A 15,975-nucleotide genomic window follows, 5' to 3' on the forward strand; every position below is an offset into this window, starting at 1 on the left:
AGTGCCTAATCGTGAATATTATTGTTCTTATTTTTAAGATAAAATAATCCGATTAATAAACAAACTCCGGCAACTCCGATAGGATACCAAAGTCCTTCCAGATACCATGTTGCATGTCCTGCTTCTTTTCCTGTCGTGACTAAGTAAGTTGCAACTGCCGGAAGCAACCCTCCAAACACTCCGTTTCCAATATGATACGGCAGAGACATTGATGTATAGCGGATTCTTACTGGGAACATTTCAACTAGGAATGCCGCAATAGGACCATAAACCATCGTTACAAAAATCACCTGAATGAATACTAAAAATACCAGATACCATTTTGTATTATCGGCTAATTTGATGCTTTGGGAAACTTTTGGTTCTTCTGCCTTTCCGTCTTTAATGACAGGTCCACTCGGTGACCAGTGTACAACGCTGTCCTTTTTAATTAAAGTTCCGTCTGTATAGAGCGTTTCTTTATGAAAACTGACTAAGCTGTCTGTTGCAATTTTATCATGGATTTTTGCTGTTCTTTTTTCTGTAATTCCGTTGGCTGCGATGGTTTTACTTTCAAGATTTACACTTTTAAACATGGAATCATAGATTGGTCTGTAGGCCATAATAGCGATTAGCATTCCTGTCATCATTACCGCTTTTCGACCAATTTTATCCGAAAGCCATCCGAAGAAAACAAAAAAAGGCGTTCCTAAAAATAAAGCGGTTGCCATTAATGAATCAACTTGTGCAGATTCTACATTCATTACCTTTTGAAGGAAACTCATGGCGTAGAATTGCCCGGTGTACCAGATTACCCCTTGTCCCATCGCGGCTCCGAATAATGCCAGTAAGACAAATTTGAAGTTTAATTTATGTCCGAAACTTTCTTTTAAAGGGTTTTTTGAAGTTTTACCTTCACTTTTAGCCTTGGCAAAAAGCGGAGATTCTTTCATGTTTCTTCTGATAATATAGGAAACTCCAACCATTAAAATGGAAATCCAGAAAGGAACTCGCCATCCCCAACCATCAAATTCTTCTGCAGAAAGAGTGGTTTTTGTTACTAAAATAACAATTAATGAAATGAAAAGCCCGGCTGTTGCTGTGGTTTGAATCCAGGAAGTCCAGTATCCTCTTCGGTGCGGTTGTGCGTATTCTGCAACGTAAGTCGCTGCACCGCCATATTCACCTCCGAGAGCTAAACCTTGCAATAATCTTAAGATTAAAACCAAAACCGGTGCTAAAAATCCGATGGTTTCATAGCTCGGAATACATCCGATCAGGAATGTTGAGAATCCCATAATTAATAAAGTTACCAAAAAGGTATATTTTCTTCCGATAAGATCTCCTAATCTTCCGAAGAACAAGGCTCCGAAAGGTCTTACCACAAATCCTGCTGCGAAAGTCGCAAGCGTAGATAAAAATGCCGCGGTTGGATTATCCGCCGGGAAAAATTTCGTTGCTAAAACTACGGCCAGACTCCCGAAAATGTAGAAGTCATACCATTCTATCAATGTGCCGAGTGATGAGGCAGTGATCACGCTCCAGATGGTGCGGTTTTTCTGCTTGTCGGTCATATTTTCATAGGCGTCGTGATGATGTTCGCTCATATTGCTTAAATTTTGATGTTAGTTTAAATTGATATTGAGTTTTCTTAAAGTTTATTTTTTATTTAACCACAAAAGAATCAAAAGATTAATACATTATTTATTTTAAGCTTACTGCTAGACTTCAAATCAGAACACATTAGTTTAAAAAATCTTTGATTTTTATCCTCTTGTGAACTTTGTTTTTCTAAACGGAAGGATGTCTTTTGTATCTTTTGTGGTTAAAATTTAATGGTTTTATAGGTAAATCTGGAATTGCACAATAAATTCTCCTTTAGACTTCGGGCTTTCCGTCGGGCTTGTATACATTGGCCTTGTCGAATATTGTGTAGTAATTTTTGCATGATGACCATCTATAAACCAGTTGGCTCCGACATCAAATTGTGAAGAAGACTTATCAAAAGCTTCAAAATTTTTGTGTGTATACGCCGCAAAAGGCTGTATTCTGATTTTCGGTTTTTCGGCCTGACTTGGCAAAAGTAAACCTGCCTGTGCATAGATAATATTACCTGTTCCGATCGTAGGTTGTAGATTTCCCGGTCCTGCAATTGCTTTATCGCCAATAAAATTTGGATCTGCAGAAGCAATATTCATGATTCCTAAATTTCTGATATAATTCGGGCCAAATTGATAGTTATAATACCCTGCATATGCTGAAACCGCCATTTTATTTTTCGCATTTCCTAAAGGAATATCTGTAAAAGCATCAACTGCCACAAGGGTAATGTCATGTTTTTCAATGTTTGAATTCACGGAAGTTCGTGTTCCGTCTTTTTGATGATAGAAACCTGCACCTACATTGAAAACCTTTTTTGTTCCCAAATAAGAACCTACTTTGAAAGGGAGTAGATTGGATTCTTCATCCAGAAACTGATATTCAACATATCCGGCTTTTGAGAAATTCGGATTTCCATTGTTATCAACCGCTACTGCTTTTGAAGGATCTGTAACATTTGTTGGTGTTAAATCTGTTGCGAAAGGCTTATTTAAACTAAAGCGATATTCTAATTTTCCATATTTTCCTTTTGCGAACATTCCCAGTTGTCTGGCGAACTGATCGGAGTTATCGATTAAAGGCCATGTGAAAATAGGGGAGTCAACTGTCAGGAAATTCAATGTTGAAGCCATAGTCATTCGGGAAAGTCCCATGTAATAATGCAATCCTGCTCCTAAGGATAAACTGAATTTGCCCGCTTCACCCGGTAAAATAACTGCATATTCGTTCCAGGCATCATGAAAAAACATCTGTGGCTTTTTTCCGTTTCCATAGCTTCCCGTTCCTGAAGTTCCCGAACCACCTCCGTTGATAAATGTCTGATTATTAATTCCAAAATGTGCTAAAATCATATATCTTTTGGAAATTTGGGCATATGCTAAAGCACGTAATCGTCTGTTTCCCAGGCTCCAGGAATTATCGGTAGGTTCTCCGCCAACCATACTTCCGGGGTTCATTTGGGTGTTTCTTAACCAAAATTGGTCCCACAAAATAAATCTGACATACTTATCGCCTTGTTGGTTTAAGTTAACTTTCAGTCCATTTCCATAATCAGGCGAACCTTGAGAATATAAAGAATTGCTGATTAAAGACAATCCAATAAAAGTGAGTAATTTCTTCATAAATTATCAATTTTTGGCGTTGTTTTTTATGAAAGCCAAATTGTAATTAATAATCTGTTTGAAGAAATTTAATATATATTATTGGTAATAATATAGTTAATGTTTAATCTTCTATGTTTTAGTTTAAAGTTTATAGTTATATAATATCATTTTTCAGATTCACAATTAACTTATTGACAATTCACTATGAAAACTATTTTTTAAACCGTTCCCATTTGATCAACATGTATTTATCAGCAAACTGAGTAATAATTAAGCCTGAATTTTTAATGTTTTCTTCTTTGCTCATATAGTCAATCAGTTCATTTTGCTTTAGAATTTTATACACCGGATGAAATTCTGAATGAGGAGGTCTTGTAATATTATACTTCTTGATCCATGAGCTGATTGTTACGTGTGAAACGCCGATAATTCTTTCGATTTCACGAAAACTTAACCCTTCAAGATAGAGTTGTAAAGCTTTTGTTACATAGTAATCATCAATTTGTTTTCCTAATTTTTTTACGGTAAAATAGTAATTGCAATCTTTACAAAGGAAGCGTTGCTTCTCATTCACGATTCCGCTTTTTACAACCTTAGTACCGTTACATTTAGGACATTGATTTTCCATAACTATATCTTTTTAGCAAATATATAATAATTTAGCAAAATATTAATTCAACGTAAAGATAAAATTACCTGTATATTAAATTAATTCAATAAAATTATCTTTTTTATTTGGTTTTAAAAGAAAATATATTTTAAATTTGCCAAAAAATTTAGATAAATAAATGGAAATAGAAATTTCCTCATCCATACATCTGATGTATGTGAGTGAAATACAGCAGGAAATGTACGATTCTGCACAGCGTAGAGGGACGGGTATTGCAAAACGTTCCATAGAATATTTAATTAAGAAGATTTCAGAAGGCAATGCTGTGGTGGCTACTGAAAACGGAGAGTGGGTAGGTTTCTGCTATATAGAAACCTGGTCGCATGGTCAGTTCGTGGCTAACTCCGGGTTAATTGTTTCTCCTAAATTCAGGGAAAGGGGTGCTGCAACTTTAATCAAGAATAAAGTTTTCCAATTATCTAGAGACAAATATCCGAATGCGAAAGTATTTGGGCTTACGACAGGTCTTGCCGTGATGAAAATCAACAGTGATTTAGGCTACAAACCGGTAATTTATTCTGAGCTGACTCAGGATGAAGAGTTCTGGAACGGCTGTAAAAACTGTGTGAACTATGAAATTTTAATGAAAAAAGAACGTAAAAACTGCCTGTGTACGGCCATGCTTTTCGTTCCTGAAAATATAACAAAAAATGGAGCTGCCCATACGCAGCCGGAAATTAAATATAGCAATGAACAAGAAAGTCATCTTAGCGTTTAGCGGAGGTTTGGATACCTCTTACTGTGCTAAATATCTTAGTGAGACACTGGGATATGATGTGTATGCAGTTACTGTAAATACCGGAGGTTTTTCTAAAGAAGAAGAGAAAGAACTGGAGAAAAAAGCCTTAAATCTTGGGGTAAAAGAATACAGGTGCGTGGATGCTCAGGAAGATTATTATAATTCTTGCGTAAAGTATTTGATTTTTGGAAATGTTTTGAAAAACAATACCTATCCGTTGTCTGTAAGTGCAGAACGTACGATTCAGGCACAGAAAATTGCAAAATTAGCGATTGAAGTCGGAGCTGATGCTATCGCTCACGGGAGTACAGGAGCAGGAAATGATCAGGTTCGTTTTGATTTGATTTTCCAGGTAATGTGTCCGAATGTTGAGATTATTACGCCGATTCGTGATAAGGTTTTGTCCCGTGAAGAGGAAATTGAGTTTTTAAAAAATCATGGTTACGAAATGGAATTCCAAAAAGCGCAATATTCTGTGAATAAAGGACTTTGGGGAACTTCAGTGGGTGGAAAAGAAACGTTGACTTCAAGAAATTACTTACCTGAAGAAGCTTTTCCTTCTCAAATTAAAGAAACTCAGCCTTCTGAACTGGAAATTGAGTTTAAAAATGGTGAAGTTGTAGCAGTGAATGGCGAAAATTTTGAACATTCGGTGTATGCAATCCAAAAGATTGAAGAATTGGCTTCGGCTTACGGAATAGGCCGTGATATTCACGTTGGAGATACGATTGTAGGGATTAAAGGAAGAGTTGGTTTTGAAGCGGCTGCAGCATCTGTGATTATCAAAGCGCACCATTTATTGGAAAAACATACGCTTTCAAAATATCAGCAGATGATGAAGTCCCAATTATCCGATTGGTACGGAAACTGGCTTCATGAAGCACTTTTCTTGGATCCTGTGATGAGAAATATTGAGTCTTTCCTTATTGATTCTCAAAAAACGGTCAGCGGAAAAGTTTTTGTAACGCTTCATCCATATAGATTTATTTTAAACGGAATTGAATCTGAACAGGATCTAATGTCCGATAAATTTGGAAGTTACGGAGAAGCGAACAGAGCTTGGACGGGTGAAGATGTAAAAGGTTACACAAAAATTGTAAGCAATTCCTTAAATATATATCACCAAATTAACGGAGTGAAGATATGAAAACAGTAGGAATTGTAGGCGCCAACGGTTATACAGGAAGTGAACTGGTTCGTCTGCTGGCTTTTCATCCCAATGTATCATTGCGTTTTTTATATAGTCGTTCAAATTCGGGAACAAAGATTTCAGATTTGTACCCGGATTTAGCGACAGTTTGTGAAATGGTTTTAACGGATAAGCCTGAAGAAGTAGACATTTTATTTTTATGTCTTCCTCACAAAGAAAGCCAGAATTGGCTGACTCAAAATCCTGTAAAAGATTCAACGTTGGTTATTGATTTAGGAAACGATTTTCGTTTGGACGGTAATTTCGGAAACAGAAATTTTATCTACGGATTACCTGAAATCAACAAAAAACAACTTTCAGGGGCGAAAAGCATTGCCAATCCGGGATGTTTTGCAACAGCTATTCAGCTTGCCTTGCTTCCTTTGGCTCAAAAAGGTTTGTTGAATGAGGTGTACACAACAGGCATTACAGGTTCAACAGGTGCTGGTCAGTCTTTGCAGGCAACAACCCATTTTACCTGGAGGAATGATAATATTTCAGCATATAAAACCTTGACACATCAGCATGTGGATGAGATTTTACAGCAGCTAGTTTCTTTTAATACGAATGAAATCAGTTTGAATTTTGTTCCATGGAGGGGAGATTTTGCGAGAGGAATTTTTACGAGTTCCACGGTGAAAACAGATTTAGAACTTTCAGATATTGAGCAATTGTTTAAGGATTTTTATGCAGATGAGCCTTTTGTAAAGGTAAGCGAAAAAGCAATTGATCTAAAGCAGGTTGTCAACACTAATCGCTGTGTGATACAGATTGAAAAAAGTGGGAATGTTGCGGTCATTCACTCAGCGATTGACAATTTGTTGAAAGGAGCTTCCGGCCAAGCCGTTCAAAATATGAATATTGCGATGGGCTGGGAAGAAAATTCAGGATTAAATTTGAAACCAATGGCGTTTTAAACGTGAATAGTTAATAGGTCAATCGTGAATTTTTACAACTCCAATCAAAAAATGACTTAGGAAAATGGAGCGTTAAGAAAAATAGTTTTGTGAACGTTAAGAAAATTCTACTGTTCGAAGTGCGACACAAATGTAGAACCGAAGAACAAATGTCGATTTCGCACAAGTTTTAGAATTTTTAGAGAACAAAAATATTTTTTAGCGGAAGTTTCCAAGTCTTGAACTTTTGTTTCTTTTGCTTCAAGGCAAAAGAAATTGATAAAAAATAAAATATGAATTTATTCAACGTATATCCATTATTCAACATCAATCCTATAAAAGCTCAGGGATCATTCCTTTGGGACGATAAAGGTGAAAAATATCTTGATTTTTACGGAGGTCATGCGGTGATTTCTATCGGACACAACCATCCGCATTATCAAAATCAGTTAAAAGAGCAATTAGATAAAATTTCTTTCTATTCAAACTCGGTTCAGAATGAATTACAAACTGAACTGGCTGAAAAATTAGGAAAATTGTCAGGTTTGGAAGATTATAATCTGTTTCTGTGCAATTCAGGCGCTGAAGCCAACGAAAATGCTTTAAAACTGGCTTCTTTTCACAACGGAAAAAATAAGGTGCTGTATTTTTCAGGTTCATTCCATGGAAGAACTTCAGCGGCAGTTTCGGTGACGGATAATCCCAAAATTGTAGCTCCGGTAAATTATGATGAAAGATTCATTAAGTCTGAATGGAATAATATCGAACAGCTTGAAGAAGTTTTCGAAAAACAAGGAGGTGAAATTTCATCCGTTATTATCGAAGGAATCCAGGGAGTTGGCGGAATTATGATTCCAACGGTTGAATTTTTAACTAAAATCAAAGAATTATGCGAAAAACATGATGTTGTCTTGATTTTGGATGAAGTTCAGTCAGGATACGGAAGAAGTGGTTATTTCTTTGCTCATCAGGAATTTGGAATTGAAGCCGATATCATCACAACAGCTAAAGGAATGGGAAATGGTTTCCCTATCGGTGGCGTTTTGATTCACCCGAAATTTCAGGCAAGCAATGGTTTGTTGGGAACAACTTTCGGTGGAAATCACTTGGCTTGTGTTGCGGCAATTGCAGTATTAGACGTGATGAAAGATGAAAATCTCATCGAAAATGCTCAGAAAATGGGCGCTTATATTGAAAATGAAATTAAAGATTTTCCACATATTAAAACGATCCGAAGGAAAGGCTTGATGATTGGGATCGAACTCGACAGGGATTGCTCGGAAGTGAGGAATAGTCTGCTGTACCACCATCATATTTTCACAGGAAATTCTAATGATAAGGCGGTGTTGAGGATTCTTCCGGCGCTTACCATTAAAAAAGAAGAAACTGATTTGTTCATAAATTCTTTGAAAGAAGTATTGGAGAATATTTAGAATGTGAAAATTTTGCATTATGTCATTCTGAACGAAACGAAGTGTAGTGAAGAATCTCCATCGTAGTACAATAGATTCTTCCTTCGTCAGAATGACAATAATATGTAAGAAAAAAAATCTTTAAAATCAATTCAAAAATGAAAAAATTCACCTCTGTAAGTGATGTTGAAAACTTACAGGAAATTATAAAAAAAGCGTTACAAATTAAAGAAAATCCTCTTTCGGAAACCGGGAAAGGAAAAGGAAAAACCATAGGACTTGTCTTTTTAAATTCAAGTTTGAGAACCCGTTTAAGCAGTCAGATTGCGGCTCAAAATTTAGGCTTAAATGTTTTAACATTAAACGCGGCTCAGGAAGCCTGGAACTTAGAATTTGCAGATGGGGCGGTAATGAACGGCGATACGGTTGAGCATATCAAAGATGCGATTGAAGTATTAAATCAATATTGCGATATTATTGCCGTTCGTTGTTTTGCAGGTATGAAAAGTAAAGAAGACGATGTGAATGAAAGTATTTTAAGCCAGTTCGAGCAACACGCAAAAGTTCCGGTTATTTCATTGGAATCAGCAACATGTCACCCTTTGCAAAGTTTGGCAGATTGCATCACAATTACAGAAAATTGGAAAGAAGAACGCAAACCGAAAGTGGTTCTAACCTGGGCTCCTCACATCAAACCAATCGCTCATGCGGTGGGAAATTCTTTTGCGGAATGGATGCAGGAGATGGATGTAGATTTCGTCATTACAAATCCTGAAGGTTATGATTTAGATAAAAACTTTACTAAAGATGTCAAAGTAATTCATGATCAGGATGAAGCGTTGAAAGATGCAGATTTTATTTATGTTAAAAATTGGTCGTCTTTTGATGAGTATGCAGCAATGCCGGAAGTGAAAGAAAACTGGATGTTAACGAACGAAAAATTAGAAAACACCAATCAGGCAAAGGTAATGCACTGCCTTCCGGTTCGTCGAAATGTGGAATTGAGTGATGAGGTGATGGATGGTGAAAATTCGATCATTTATCAGCAGGCCAAAAACCGGATTTTCTCGGCTCAGGCAGTTTTTTCAGAAATTTTAGATGAAATTAATTCAAAATAATTAAATCATGCAGGAAAAGCTTTTCGTTATAAAAATAGGAGGTGCTTTAATTGATGATGAGGAATTATTAGAACAATTTTTAGAACAGTTTGCTGAAATTCCGGAAAAGAAAATTTTGGTTCATGGCGGTGGAAAATTGGCAACTACTTTAGCGGATAAGCTGGGAATTGAACAAAAATTGGTAAACGGACGGAGAATAACAGATAAAGATACCCTGGATATTGTAGCGATGGTGTATGCAGGAGGTATTAATAAAAATATTGTCGCAAAACTTCAGCAAAAGAAGTGTAAAGCCATAGGTTTTTCGGGTGCTGATGCAAATTTAATTAAAGCTAAAAAACGGGAACACGAAGAAATTGATTTCGGGTTTGTGGGTGATATTACAGAAAAAAGTGTGAACAGAAAGCTGATCTCAAAGTTGTTAAAACTGGAATTGGTCCCTGTGTTTTCAGCGATTACCCATGATAAAAAAGGGCATCTCTTCAATACGAATGCAGATACGATTGCTTCGGTAATCGCACAGGCTTTATCAGTGAAATATGATGTAGAATTATTGTATTGTTTTGATAAAGAAGGTGTTTTGGAAGATGTAGACAATCCGGAATCCGTTATTAAAAATATTTCTGAAGAAGAATTTTCTACCTTAAAAGACGAAGGAAAACTTCACAAAGGAATTCTTCCAAAATTGGAAAATGCTCTTGGAGCAGTAAAAAATAATGTAAATAAGGTATTCTTAATTAAAGAGACCGAACTAAAAAAACATATAGAAAACCATCATGCAGGAACTGAAATCTGTTTATAGTAAAGAAGAATTACTGAATAACGCAGTAGAATTGTTGAAAAAACTGATTGAAATTCCGTCATTCAGCAAAGATGAATTTAATACGTCGGTGGAAATTGAAAATTTTTTCAAAAAACATCAGATTCCTACCAAACGTTTTAAAAATAACATCTGGGCGGTGAACAAAAATTTTGATGTTTTCAAGCCGTCGATTTTGCTGAATACGCATCATGATACGGTGAAACCGAATAAAGCGTATACGTTGGATCCTTTTGTACCCATAGAAAAAGACGGGAAATTATTCGGACTGGGAAGTAATGATGCGGGAGCTTCTTTGGTTTCGATGGCGCAGGTTTTTTTGCATTTTTTCGAAAAAGAAGATTTAAGATATAATTTAGTTATTGCTTTGACGGCCGAGGAGGAGATTTCAGGGTTTGACGGGATCGAAGCTTTATTTCCGCAGCTTCCGAATGTGGAGCTCGCCATTGTAGGAGAACCAACGCAGATGAATCTGGCGATTGCGGAGAAAGGACTTTTGGTGATAGATGGGGAAATGAAAGGTACTCCTTCTCACGCCGCTCATCCGAACAACGATAATTCGATTGTGAAATGTATGGAAGATTTGCAGCATATTCTGGGCTTCAAATTTCCAAAAGTTTCGGATTATTTGGGTGAGGTAAAGGTAACGCTGTCAGGGATTCACGCCGGAGTTCAGCATAATGTGGTTCCGGAATCGTGCACTTTTACTTTAGATGTAAGGGTTACGGATGAATATTCTAATAAAGAGGCATTTGAAATCATCCAGTCGCAGATGAAATCAACGTTGACAGCGAGATCTTTCAGATTAAATTCTTCAAAAATAGAAATGGAACATCCGTTCGTACAGGCAGGTCTGGAAATCGGAAGGACAACGTACGGCTCACCCACTTCATCGGATCAGGCCATTATACCTTGTACATCTGTGAAGCTTGGTCCAGGTGACAGCAGGCGCTCTCACACAGCAGATGAATTTATTTTCATCGAAGAAATTGCGGAGGGAATTGAAATTTATATTAAGATTTTAGAGAAAATGTTATAGGCTTGAAGTGGAGATGATGGATGCATGTAAATGACCTAGGAAAATGGAGCGTTAAGAAAATTAATTCTATGAACGTTAAGAAAATTCTACTGTTCGAAGCGCGAGACAAATCGAAAACAAACATTGAATTCGCGAGAGTTTTAGAATTTTTAGAGAATAGAATTAATTTTTAGCGGAAGTTTCCAAGTCTTGAACTTTTGTTTCTTTTGTTTCAAGACAAAAGAAAAAGTATACAAAAAAACAGTTTTTTGTCATTCTGAAAGGAACGAAGTGGATTGAAGAATCTCTTTCGATCATTCAATAGATTCCTCCTTCGTCGGAATGACAAAGTTGAGTACAATAATAAATAAAGGAAGGGAAGTAGTGGTAATAAATTTTTAGCATACTGCTTCGGAATTCCTTTCCAAACATTTAGTTTTAGTTAGTTTTTTACTGTTTTGACTTTACTCAGCAGGCAATGAAGTTTGAATATTTTTAATAAAGATTTATGCAAAAAGTTATATTAAAAATGAAAGGCTTTAAAAATGTGGAAATGTTTAAAGTTATGGAATTAGAAATGGGTTCTGCTGAGTTGTCAAAACAGATTAAATTTTAAAGAAAAAAAATATGAAAAAAATATGGCAGAAAGACGATAATGCCACCAATATATTAGTGAATACATTTACGGTCGGGAAGGATCTTGACTTTGATGAGCGTTTGGCAAAATACGATGTCAAAGGTTCGATGGCGCACTGTACAATGTTAGCAGAAGTTGGGATTATTTCCAATGAAGAATCGAAGCAGATGCTGTCTGTTTTGGCAGCGATTTTAGAAGATATCGAAAATGGAAATTTTGAGATTGATAAAAATGCGGAAGATATTCATTCTCAGGTGGAATCTATTTTAATTGAAAAATTAGGAGACACTGGAAAAAAAATTCATACGGCAAGATCCCGTAATGATCAGGTTTTATTGGATATAAAATTGTATTTATTAGATGAAATCCGTGAAATTACAGCATTAACAGATGAATTCTTTCAGATATTAATCAAACTGGCAGAACAGCATAAAAATGTTTTGCTTCCGGGATATACCCATTTACAGATTGCGATGCCATCCTCATTTGGATTATGGTTTGGAGCGTATGCAGAAGCATTGTTGGATGATGTTGAGATGTTGTTTTCGGTAAAAAATATCATTAATAAAAATCCATTAGGTTCAGCGGCAGGTTATGGCTCGTCTTTCCCAATTGATCGTGAAAGCACGACTTATAATTTAGGTTTTCAGTCTATGAATTATAATTCGGTTTATGCACAGATGATGCGCGGGAAATCTGAGAAAATGTTATCGATGGCAATGGCAACATTAGCGGGAACATTAGGAAAATTTGCTTATGACGTTTGTCTATATTTAAATCAGAATTTTGATTTTATCAGTTTCCCTAAAGAATTCACAACGGGAAGCAGCATTATGCCCCACAAGAAAAATCCTGATATTTTCGAATTGGTTCGTGCGCGTTGCAACAGAATTCAGTCACTGCCGAATGAGTTTATTTTGTTGACGAATAATCTTCCTTCAGGATATCACAGAGATATGCAGTTAACGAAAGAAATTCTTTTCCCGGCAATTGATTCATTAAAAGAATGTCTGGAAATTTTGAATTATACCTTACCAAATATCCAGGTAAAAGACGGGATTTTGGAGGATGAAAAGTATAAATATCTTTTCAGCGTAGAGAAAATAAATGAAGAAGTTAAGAATGGAAGTTCATTCCGTGATGCGTATGTAAAAGTAGGCCAGGAGATTGAAAATAATGAGTTTGATTTTGAAATTGGAAATCTGAACCACACTCATCAGGGAAGTATCGGAAATTTGTGTTTAGATAAAATAGAGTATCAGTTTAATAAACTGAAAAATAAATTATTGGGTTGATTTATTTTGAACCATTAAGCTTTATTAAGGGGTTATTAATTGAGGAAATTTAGCATTGTTGCGAAAAACTCAATGCCCTAAACTTCTTAATAAAGCTTAATGGTTAAATTCATTTTAATCCAAATCAATCTTAAACTTAGTAGATTTTTTCACCTCATGAAGCACAATAGAACTATGGTACTGCCCGATATTAGGAATATTTGAAATTACATTGACGGCGAATTCATTATAAGAATTGATATCTTTTGCAATGATTTTTAACATATAATCGTATTCACCGGAAAGACTGATGATCTCCTGAACTTCATCGTGCTTGCCAATGTTTTTCTCAAATGTTTCTAAAACTTTCTGAGATTGCTCTTTGAGACGAACATTGCAATATACAACAATATTCAAGCCCAGTTTTTCACGATTCAAAAGACCTACATATTTTTCAATAATTCCGTTTTTCTCCAGCTGTTTGATTCTTTCATACGTTGGAGTAAAGGTAAGACCTATCTTTTCCGAAATTTCTTTCACGGATAAAGTGGAGTCTTCCTGAATTATGCTGAGAATCATTCTGTCTTTTAAATCCATATCATAAAGTTGAGTTCTAACAAAAATAATATTTAAAAATGAAAATAACGAGAGATTACTATTTTTTAATCTAAATCAGATTTTAGTTTTGTTAGTTTGTAAAATTGTTGTATCTTTGCACCTAATGAATAAGACAGTATTTATATCATTAGAATTACCGGGCGATAACGTCCTTTACGATATTTATTTATAGTAAGCGAAGATATTTTCTTCGCTTTTTTTTTGTGAAAAAATTAAGAGAGTATGTTTACAATTACAGAACTAAGCACCGAGAGAATCAATAGTATAGTCACAGATGCATTGGCTTTTGCCAATGGTAAAACGGCTAAAATAGAAGGAGAGGTTTTTTGCTCAAATCTTTTCTTTGAAGACAGCACCAGAACAAAAACAAGTTTTGATATAGCCGAAAGAAAATTAGGATTACAGGTTGTTCCTTTTGATGCTTCTCACAGTTCTGTAAACAAAGGGGAAAGCCTTTATGATACGGTAAAAACAATCGAAAGTCTGGGAGTAAATCTGGTTGTAATCAGAGATAAAAAAGACAGATATTTTGATGAATTAAAAAATATAAAAATTCCTGTAATCAACGGAGGAGACGGAACAGGAAACCACCCTTCTCAGTGTATGCTGGATTTAATGACCATCTATCAGGAATTCGGAAAGTTTGAAGGTCTGAAAGTTGGAATTGTAGGAGATGTAAAACACAGCCGGGTTGCCAATTCAAATGCAGAAGCTTTGAGAAGATTGGGCGCAAAAGTGTACTTCTCGGGGCCTGAACAATGGTTTGATGAAGGAGCTTTAATCAACGGGACATACTTAAGTGTTGATGAGTTAATTGCTGAGGTCGATGTGTTAATGCTGTTAAGAATTCAGCACGAAAGACATGATGCTAAAATGAGTTTCTCCGCTTCGGAATACCATAGAAAATATGGTTTGACGAAAGAAAGGGAGAAAGCCATGAAAAAAGAAGCCATCATCATGCATCCGGCTCCGATTAACAGAGGAGTAGAAATTGATACAGACTTAGTGGAATGCGAACGTTCAAGAGTATTCAAGCAAATGCAGAACGGGGTTTTCGCAAGAATGGCGATTTTAAAAGAAGCCTTGGAGAAAGAAGGGTATACTTTTAAATAAGAGCCAAGTAAAAAGATAAAAGTGCACTCAAATTCCCCTCCTCTGGAGGGGTGGCAAAAATTCCAAGAATTTTTGACGGGGTGGTTTAAATAAATACAAAATAAAATAAAGAGATAAAAGTTTAAAATGAAGAAAAAATTAATACTGGAGTCCGGTGAAGTGTTTCATGGAGAAGGTTTCGGAGCAGAATTGGAAACTGCAGGAGAAGTAGTTTTCAATACCGGAATGACAGGGTATCAGGAACTGATTTCTGACCCGTCTTATTGCGGTCAGATTGTTTGTATGACCTATCCATTAATCGGAAACTATGGGATTAATAGAGATGATTATGAGAGTATTGAACCAGCGATCAAAGGGCTTATCGTAAAAGAACTTTGCGATTTTCCTTCGAATTTCCGTACTCAGATTACTTTAGATGAACTGTTTAAAAAGAAAAACCTTTCAGGAATTTCAGGAATCGATACCAGAAGACTGACAAGAATTCTTCGTAACCACGGAGTTGTGAAAGGAAAAATCGTAAACGCTGATGCTGATGAAAGCACAGTAGTTTCAGAATTAAAATCAACCAATTTCCCAACAAACCAGGTGGAGCAGGTTTCAACAAAGACACCTTACGCAAATCCGGGAAGAGGGTTGAAAGTAGTGTTGGTAGATTTTGGTTCTAAATTAGGAATTATCAGAGAATTGTCTCAAAGAAACTGCGATATCACAGTAGTTTCTCAGGATGTAACAGCTGAAGAAATTTTACTGATGAATCCTGATGGAGTAATGTTGTCGAACGGCCCAGGAGATCCGGAAGATAACCAGCACGCTCTTGAAATGATCAGAGGAATCCTGGGTAAAGTTCCAATTTTCGGAATCTGTCTAGGACACCAATTGATCGGTTTGGCTTGTGGAGCAAAGACTTTCAAATTAAAATTCGGACACAGAGGAGGAAATCACCCGGTGTTGGATTTAGAAAAAAACAAAGTGGCAATTACTTCCCAAAACCACGGTTATGCTGTTGACCAGGAAAGTTTGAAAGGAACAGATTTAATTGAAACACACATCGCATTGAACGACAGAACCAACGAAGGTCTGAAACACAAAATTCACCCTTGTTTTTCCGTTCAGTATCACCCGGAAGCAAGTCCAGGTCCAGAAGATGCAAACTACTTATTTGATGAGTTCATTGAATTAATGGAAAACTTCAAAAAGTAAAACACTCAGTTTGTCATTCTGAATGAGCGAAAAGCGGAATGAAGAATCTCTACAAATAAGTTTAGATTCCTGGGAATGACAATGTGTGG

Annotated in this window: 14 protein-coding genes; 10 read left to right on the forward strand and 4 right to left on the reverse strand. The window is 36.1% G+C overall.

The window, feature by feature from the left end; all coding sequences use genetic code 11:
• Positions 1 to 5 precede the first annotated feature (5 nt).
• The 3 genes from CLV73_RS01505 to CLV73_RS01515 all read right to left on the reverse strand — a co-directional run bounded on the left by CLV73_RS01505 (position 6) and on the right by CLV73_RS01515 (position 3,810).
• Positions 6 to 1,586 carry an MFS transporter gene (locus CLV73_RS01505; protein WP_100375139.1) on the reverse strand — a complete coding sequence of 527 codons (1,581 nt, stop codon included), beginning with the start codon at positions 1,584 to 1,586 and terminating at the stop codon, positions 6 to 8.
• Positions 1,587 to 1,820: 234 nt separating this feature from the next.
• Complete coding sequence (locus tag CLV73_RS01510; protein ID WP_100375140.1) at positions 1,821 to 3,200, reverse strand: porin; 1,380 nt, start codon at positions 3,198 to 3,200, stop codon at positions 1,821 to 1,823.
• A gap of 193 nt (positions 3,201 to 3,393) precedes the next feature.
• Positions 3,394 to 3,810, reverse strand: coding sequence for an IS1/IS1595 family N-terminal zinc-binding domain-containing protein (locus CLV73_RS01515; RefSeq protein WP_100375141.1), 417 nt, complete (start codon positions 3,808 to 3,810; stop codon positions 3,394 to 3,396).
• A 160-nt stretch (positions 3,811 to 3,970) separates the two neighbouring features.
• On the opposite strand from CLV73_RS01515, the gene CLV73_RS01520 reads away from it, so the two are divergent.
• The 8 genes from CLV73_RS01520 to argH all read left to right on the forward strand — a co-directional run bounded on the left by CLV73_RS01520 (position 3,971) and on the right by argH (position 12,976).
• The gene (locus CLV73_RS01520) at positions 3,971 to 4,570 is read left to right on the forward strand and encodes a GNAT family N-acetyltransferase (RefSeq protein ID WP_228424143.1); all 600 of its coding nucleotides are present in this window, start codon (positions 3,971 to 3,973) and stop codon (positions 4,568 to 4,570) included.
• Complete coding sequence (gene argG / locus CLV73_RS01525) at positions 4,542 to 5,738, forward strand: argininosuccinate synthase (protein WP_100375142.1); 1,197 nt, start codon at positions 4,542 to 4,544, stop codon at positions 5,736 to 5,738. The genes CLV73_RS01520 and argG overlap by 29 nt, the downstream gene beginning before the upstream one ends.
• On the forward strand, positions 5,735 to 6,697 hold the full coding sequence (argC, locus tag CLV73_RS01530; protein ID WP_100375143.1) for an N-acetyl-gamma-glutamyl-phosphate reductase: 963 nt from the start codon (positions 5,735 to 5,737) through the stop codon (positions 6,695 to 6,697). Before argG ends, argC begins: the two co-directional genes overlap by 4 nt.
• A 272-nt stretch (positions 6,698 to 6,969) precedes the next feature.
• Positions 6,970 to 8,109, forward strand: a complete 1,140-nt coding sequence (locus tag CLV73_RS01535; RefSeq protein WP_100375144.1) for an aspartate aminotransferase family protein — start codon at positions 6,970 to 6,972, stop codon at positions 8,107 to 8,109.
• A gap of 137 nt (positions 8,110 to 8,246) precedes the next feature.
• Positions 8,247 to 9,206 carry an N-acetylornithine carbamoyltransferase gene (locus CLV73_RS01540; protein ID WP_100375145.1) on the forward strand — a complete coding sequence of 320 codons (960 nt, stop codon included), beginning with the start codon at positions 8,247 to 8,249 and terminating at the stop codon, positions 9,204 to 9,206.
• 7 nt (positions 9,207 to 9,213) lie between these two features.
• Complete coding sequence (gene argB, locus CLV73_RS01545) at positions 9,214 to 10,008, forward strand: acetylglutamate kinase (RefSeq protein ID WP_100375146.1); 795 nt, start codon at positions 9,214 to 9,216, stop codon at positions 10,006 to 10,008.
• On the forward strand, positions 9,983 to 11,065 hold the full coding sequence (locus CLV73_RS01550; protein WP_100375147.1) for a M20 family metallo-hydrolase: 1,083 nt from the start codon (positions 9,983 to 9,985) through the stop codon (positions 11,063 to 11,065). Before argB ends, CLV73_RS01550 begins: the two co-directional genes overlap by 26 nt.
• A gap of 606 nt (positions 11,066 to 11,671) precedes the next feature.
• The gene (gene argH, locus CLV73_RS01555; protein ID WP_100375148.1) at positions 11,672 to 12,976 is read left to right on the forward strand and encodes an argininosuccinate lyase; all 1,305 of its coding nucleotides are present in this window, start codon (positions 11,672 to 11,674) and stop codon (positions 12,974 to 12,976) included.
• 114 nt (positions 12,977 to 13,090) lie between these two features.
• On the opposite strand, the gene CLV73_RS01560 is transcribed toward argH, so the two are convergent.
• Positions 13,091 to 13,552 carry an Lrp/AsnC family transcriptional regulator gene (locus tag CLV73_RS01560; RefSeq protein WP_039365735.1) on the reverse strand — a complete coding sequence of 154 codons (462 nt, stop codon included), beginning with the start codon at positions 13,550 to 13,552 and terminating at the stop codon, positions 13,091 to 13,093.
• Between the two features lie 243 nt (positions 13,553 to 13,795).
• Here CLV73_RS01560 and CLV73_RS01565 point away from each other — a divergent pair, with 243 nt between their 5' ends.
• Together CLV73_RS01565 and CLV73_RS01570 are read left to right on the forward strand one after the other, a co-directional pair.
• On the forward strand, positions 13,796 to 14,686 hold the full coding sequence (locus CLV73_RS01565) for an aspartate carbamoyltransferase catalytic subunit (RefSeq protein ID WP_100375149.1): 891 nt from the start codon (positions 13,796 to 13,798) through the stop codon (positions 14,684 to 14,686).
• A 126-nt stretch (positions 14,687 to 14,812) separates the two neighbouring features.
• Entirely contained in the window at positions 14,813 to 15,886 is a 1,074-nt protein-coding gene (locus CLV73_RS01570; RefSeq protein ID WP_100375150.1) for a carbamoyl phosphate synthase small subunit, read from the forward strand.
• Positions 15,887 to 15,975: the final 89 nt, after the last annotated feature.

The organism is Chryseobacterium geocarposphaerae (genome assembly GCF_002797535.1).
GTDB classification, from domain to species: domain Bacteria; phylum Bacteroidota; class Bacteroidia; order Flavobacteriales; family Weeksellaceae; genus Chryseobacterium; species Chryseobacterium geocarposphaerae.

Coding starts and splice junctions, on each gene's coding strand:
- CLV73_RS01505 (WP_100375139.1), bottom strand. CDS start 1,586: ATGAGCGAACATCATCACGACGCCTATGAAAATATGACCGACAAGCAG.
- CLV73_RS01510 (WP_100375140.1), bottom strand. CDS start 3,200: ATGAAGAAATTACTCACTTTTATTGGATTGTCTTTAATCAGCAATTCT.
- CLV73_RS01515 (WP_100375141.1), bottom strand. CDS start 3,810: ATGGAAAATCAATGTCCTAAATGTAACGGTACTAAGGTTGTAAAAAGC.
- CLV73_RS01520 (WP_228424143.1), top strand. CDS start 3,971: ATGGAAATAGAAATTTCCTCATCCATACATCTGATGTATGTGAGTGAA.
- argG (WP_100375142.1), top strand. CDS start 4,542: ATGAACAAGAAAGTCATCTTAGCGTTTAGCGGAGGTTTGGATACCTCT.
- argC (WP_100375143.1), top strand. CDS start 5,735: ATGAAAACAGTAGGAATTGTAGGCGCCAACGGTTATACAGGAAGTGAA.
- CLV73_RS01535 (WP_100375144.1), top strand. CDS start 6,970: ATGAATTTATTCAACGTATATCCATTATTCAACATCAATCCTATAAAA.
- CLV73_RS01540 (WP_100375145.1), top strand. CDS start 8,247: ATGAAAAAATTCACCTCTGTAAGTGATGTTGAAAACTTACAGGAAATT.
- argB (WP_100375146.1), top strand. CDS start 9,214: ATGCAGGAAAAGCTTTTCGTTATAAAAATAGGAGGTGCTTTAATTGAT.
- CLV73_RS01550 (WP_100375147.1), top strand. CDS start 9,983: ATGCAGGAACTGAAATCTGTTTATAGTAAAGAAGAATTACTGAATAAC.
- argH (WP_100375148.1), top strand. CDS start 11,672: ATGAAAAAAATATGGCAGAAAGACGATAATGCCACCAATATATTAGTG.
- CLV73_RS01560 (WP_039365735.1), bottom strand. CDS start 13,552: ATGGATTTAAAAGACAGAATGATTCTCAGCATAATTCAGGAAGACTCC.
- CLV73_RS01565 (WP_100375149.1), top strand. CDS start 13,796: ATGTTTACAATTACAGAACTAAGCACCGAGAGAATCAATAGTATAGTC.
- CLV73_RS01570 (WP_100375150.1), top strand. CDS start 14,813: ATGAAGAAAAAATTAATACTGGAGTCCGGTGAAGTGTTTCATGGAGAA.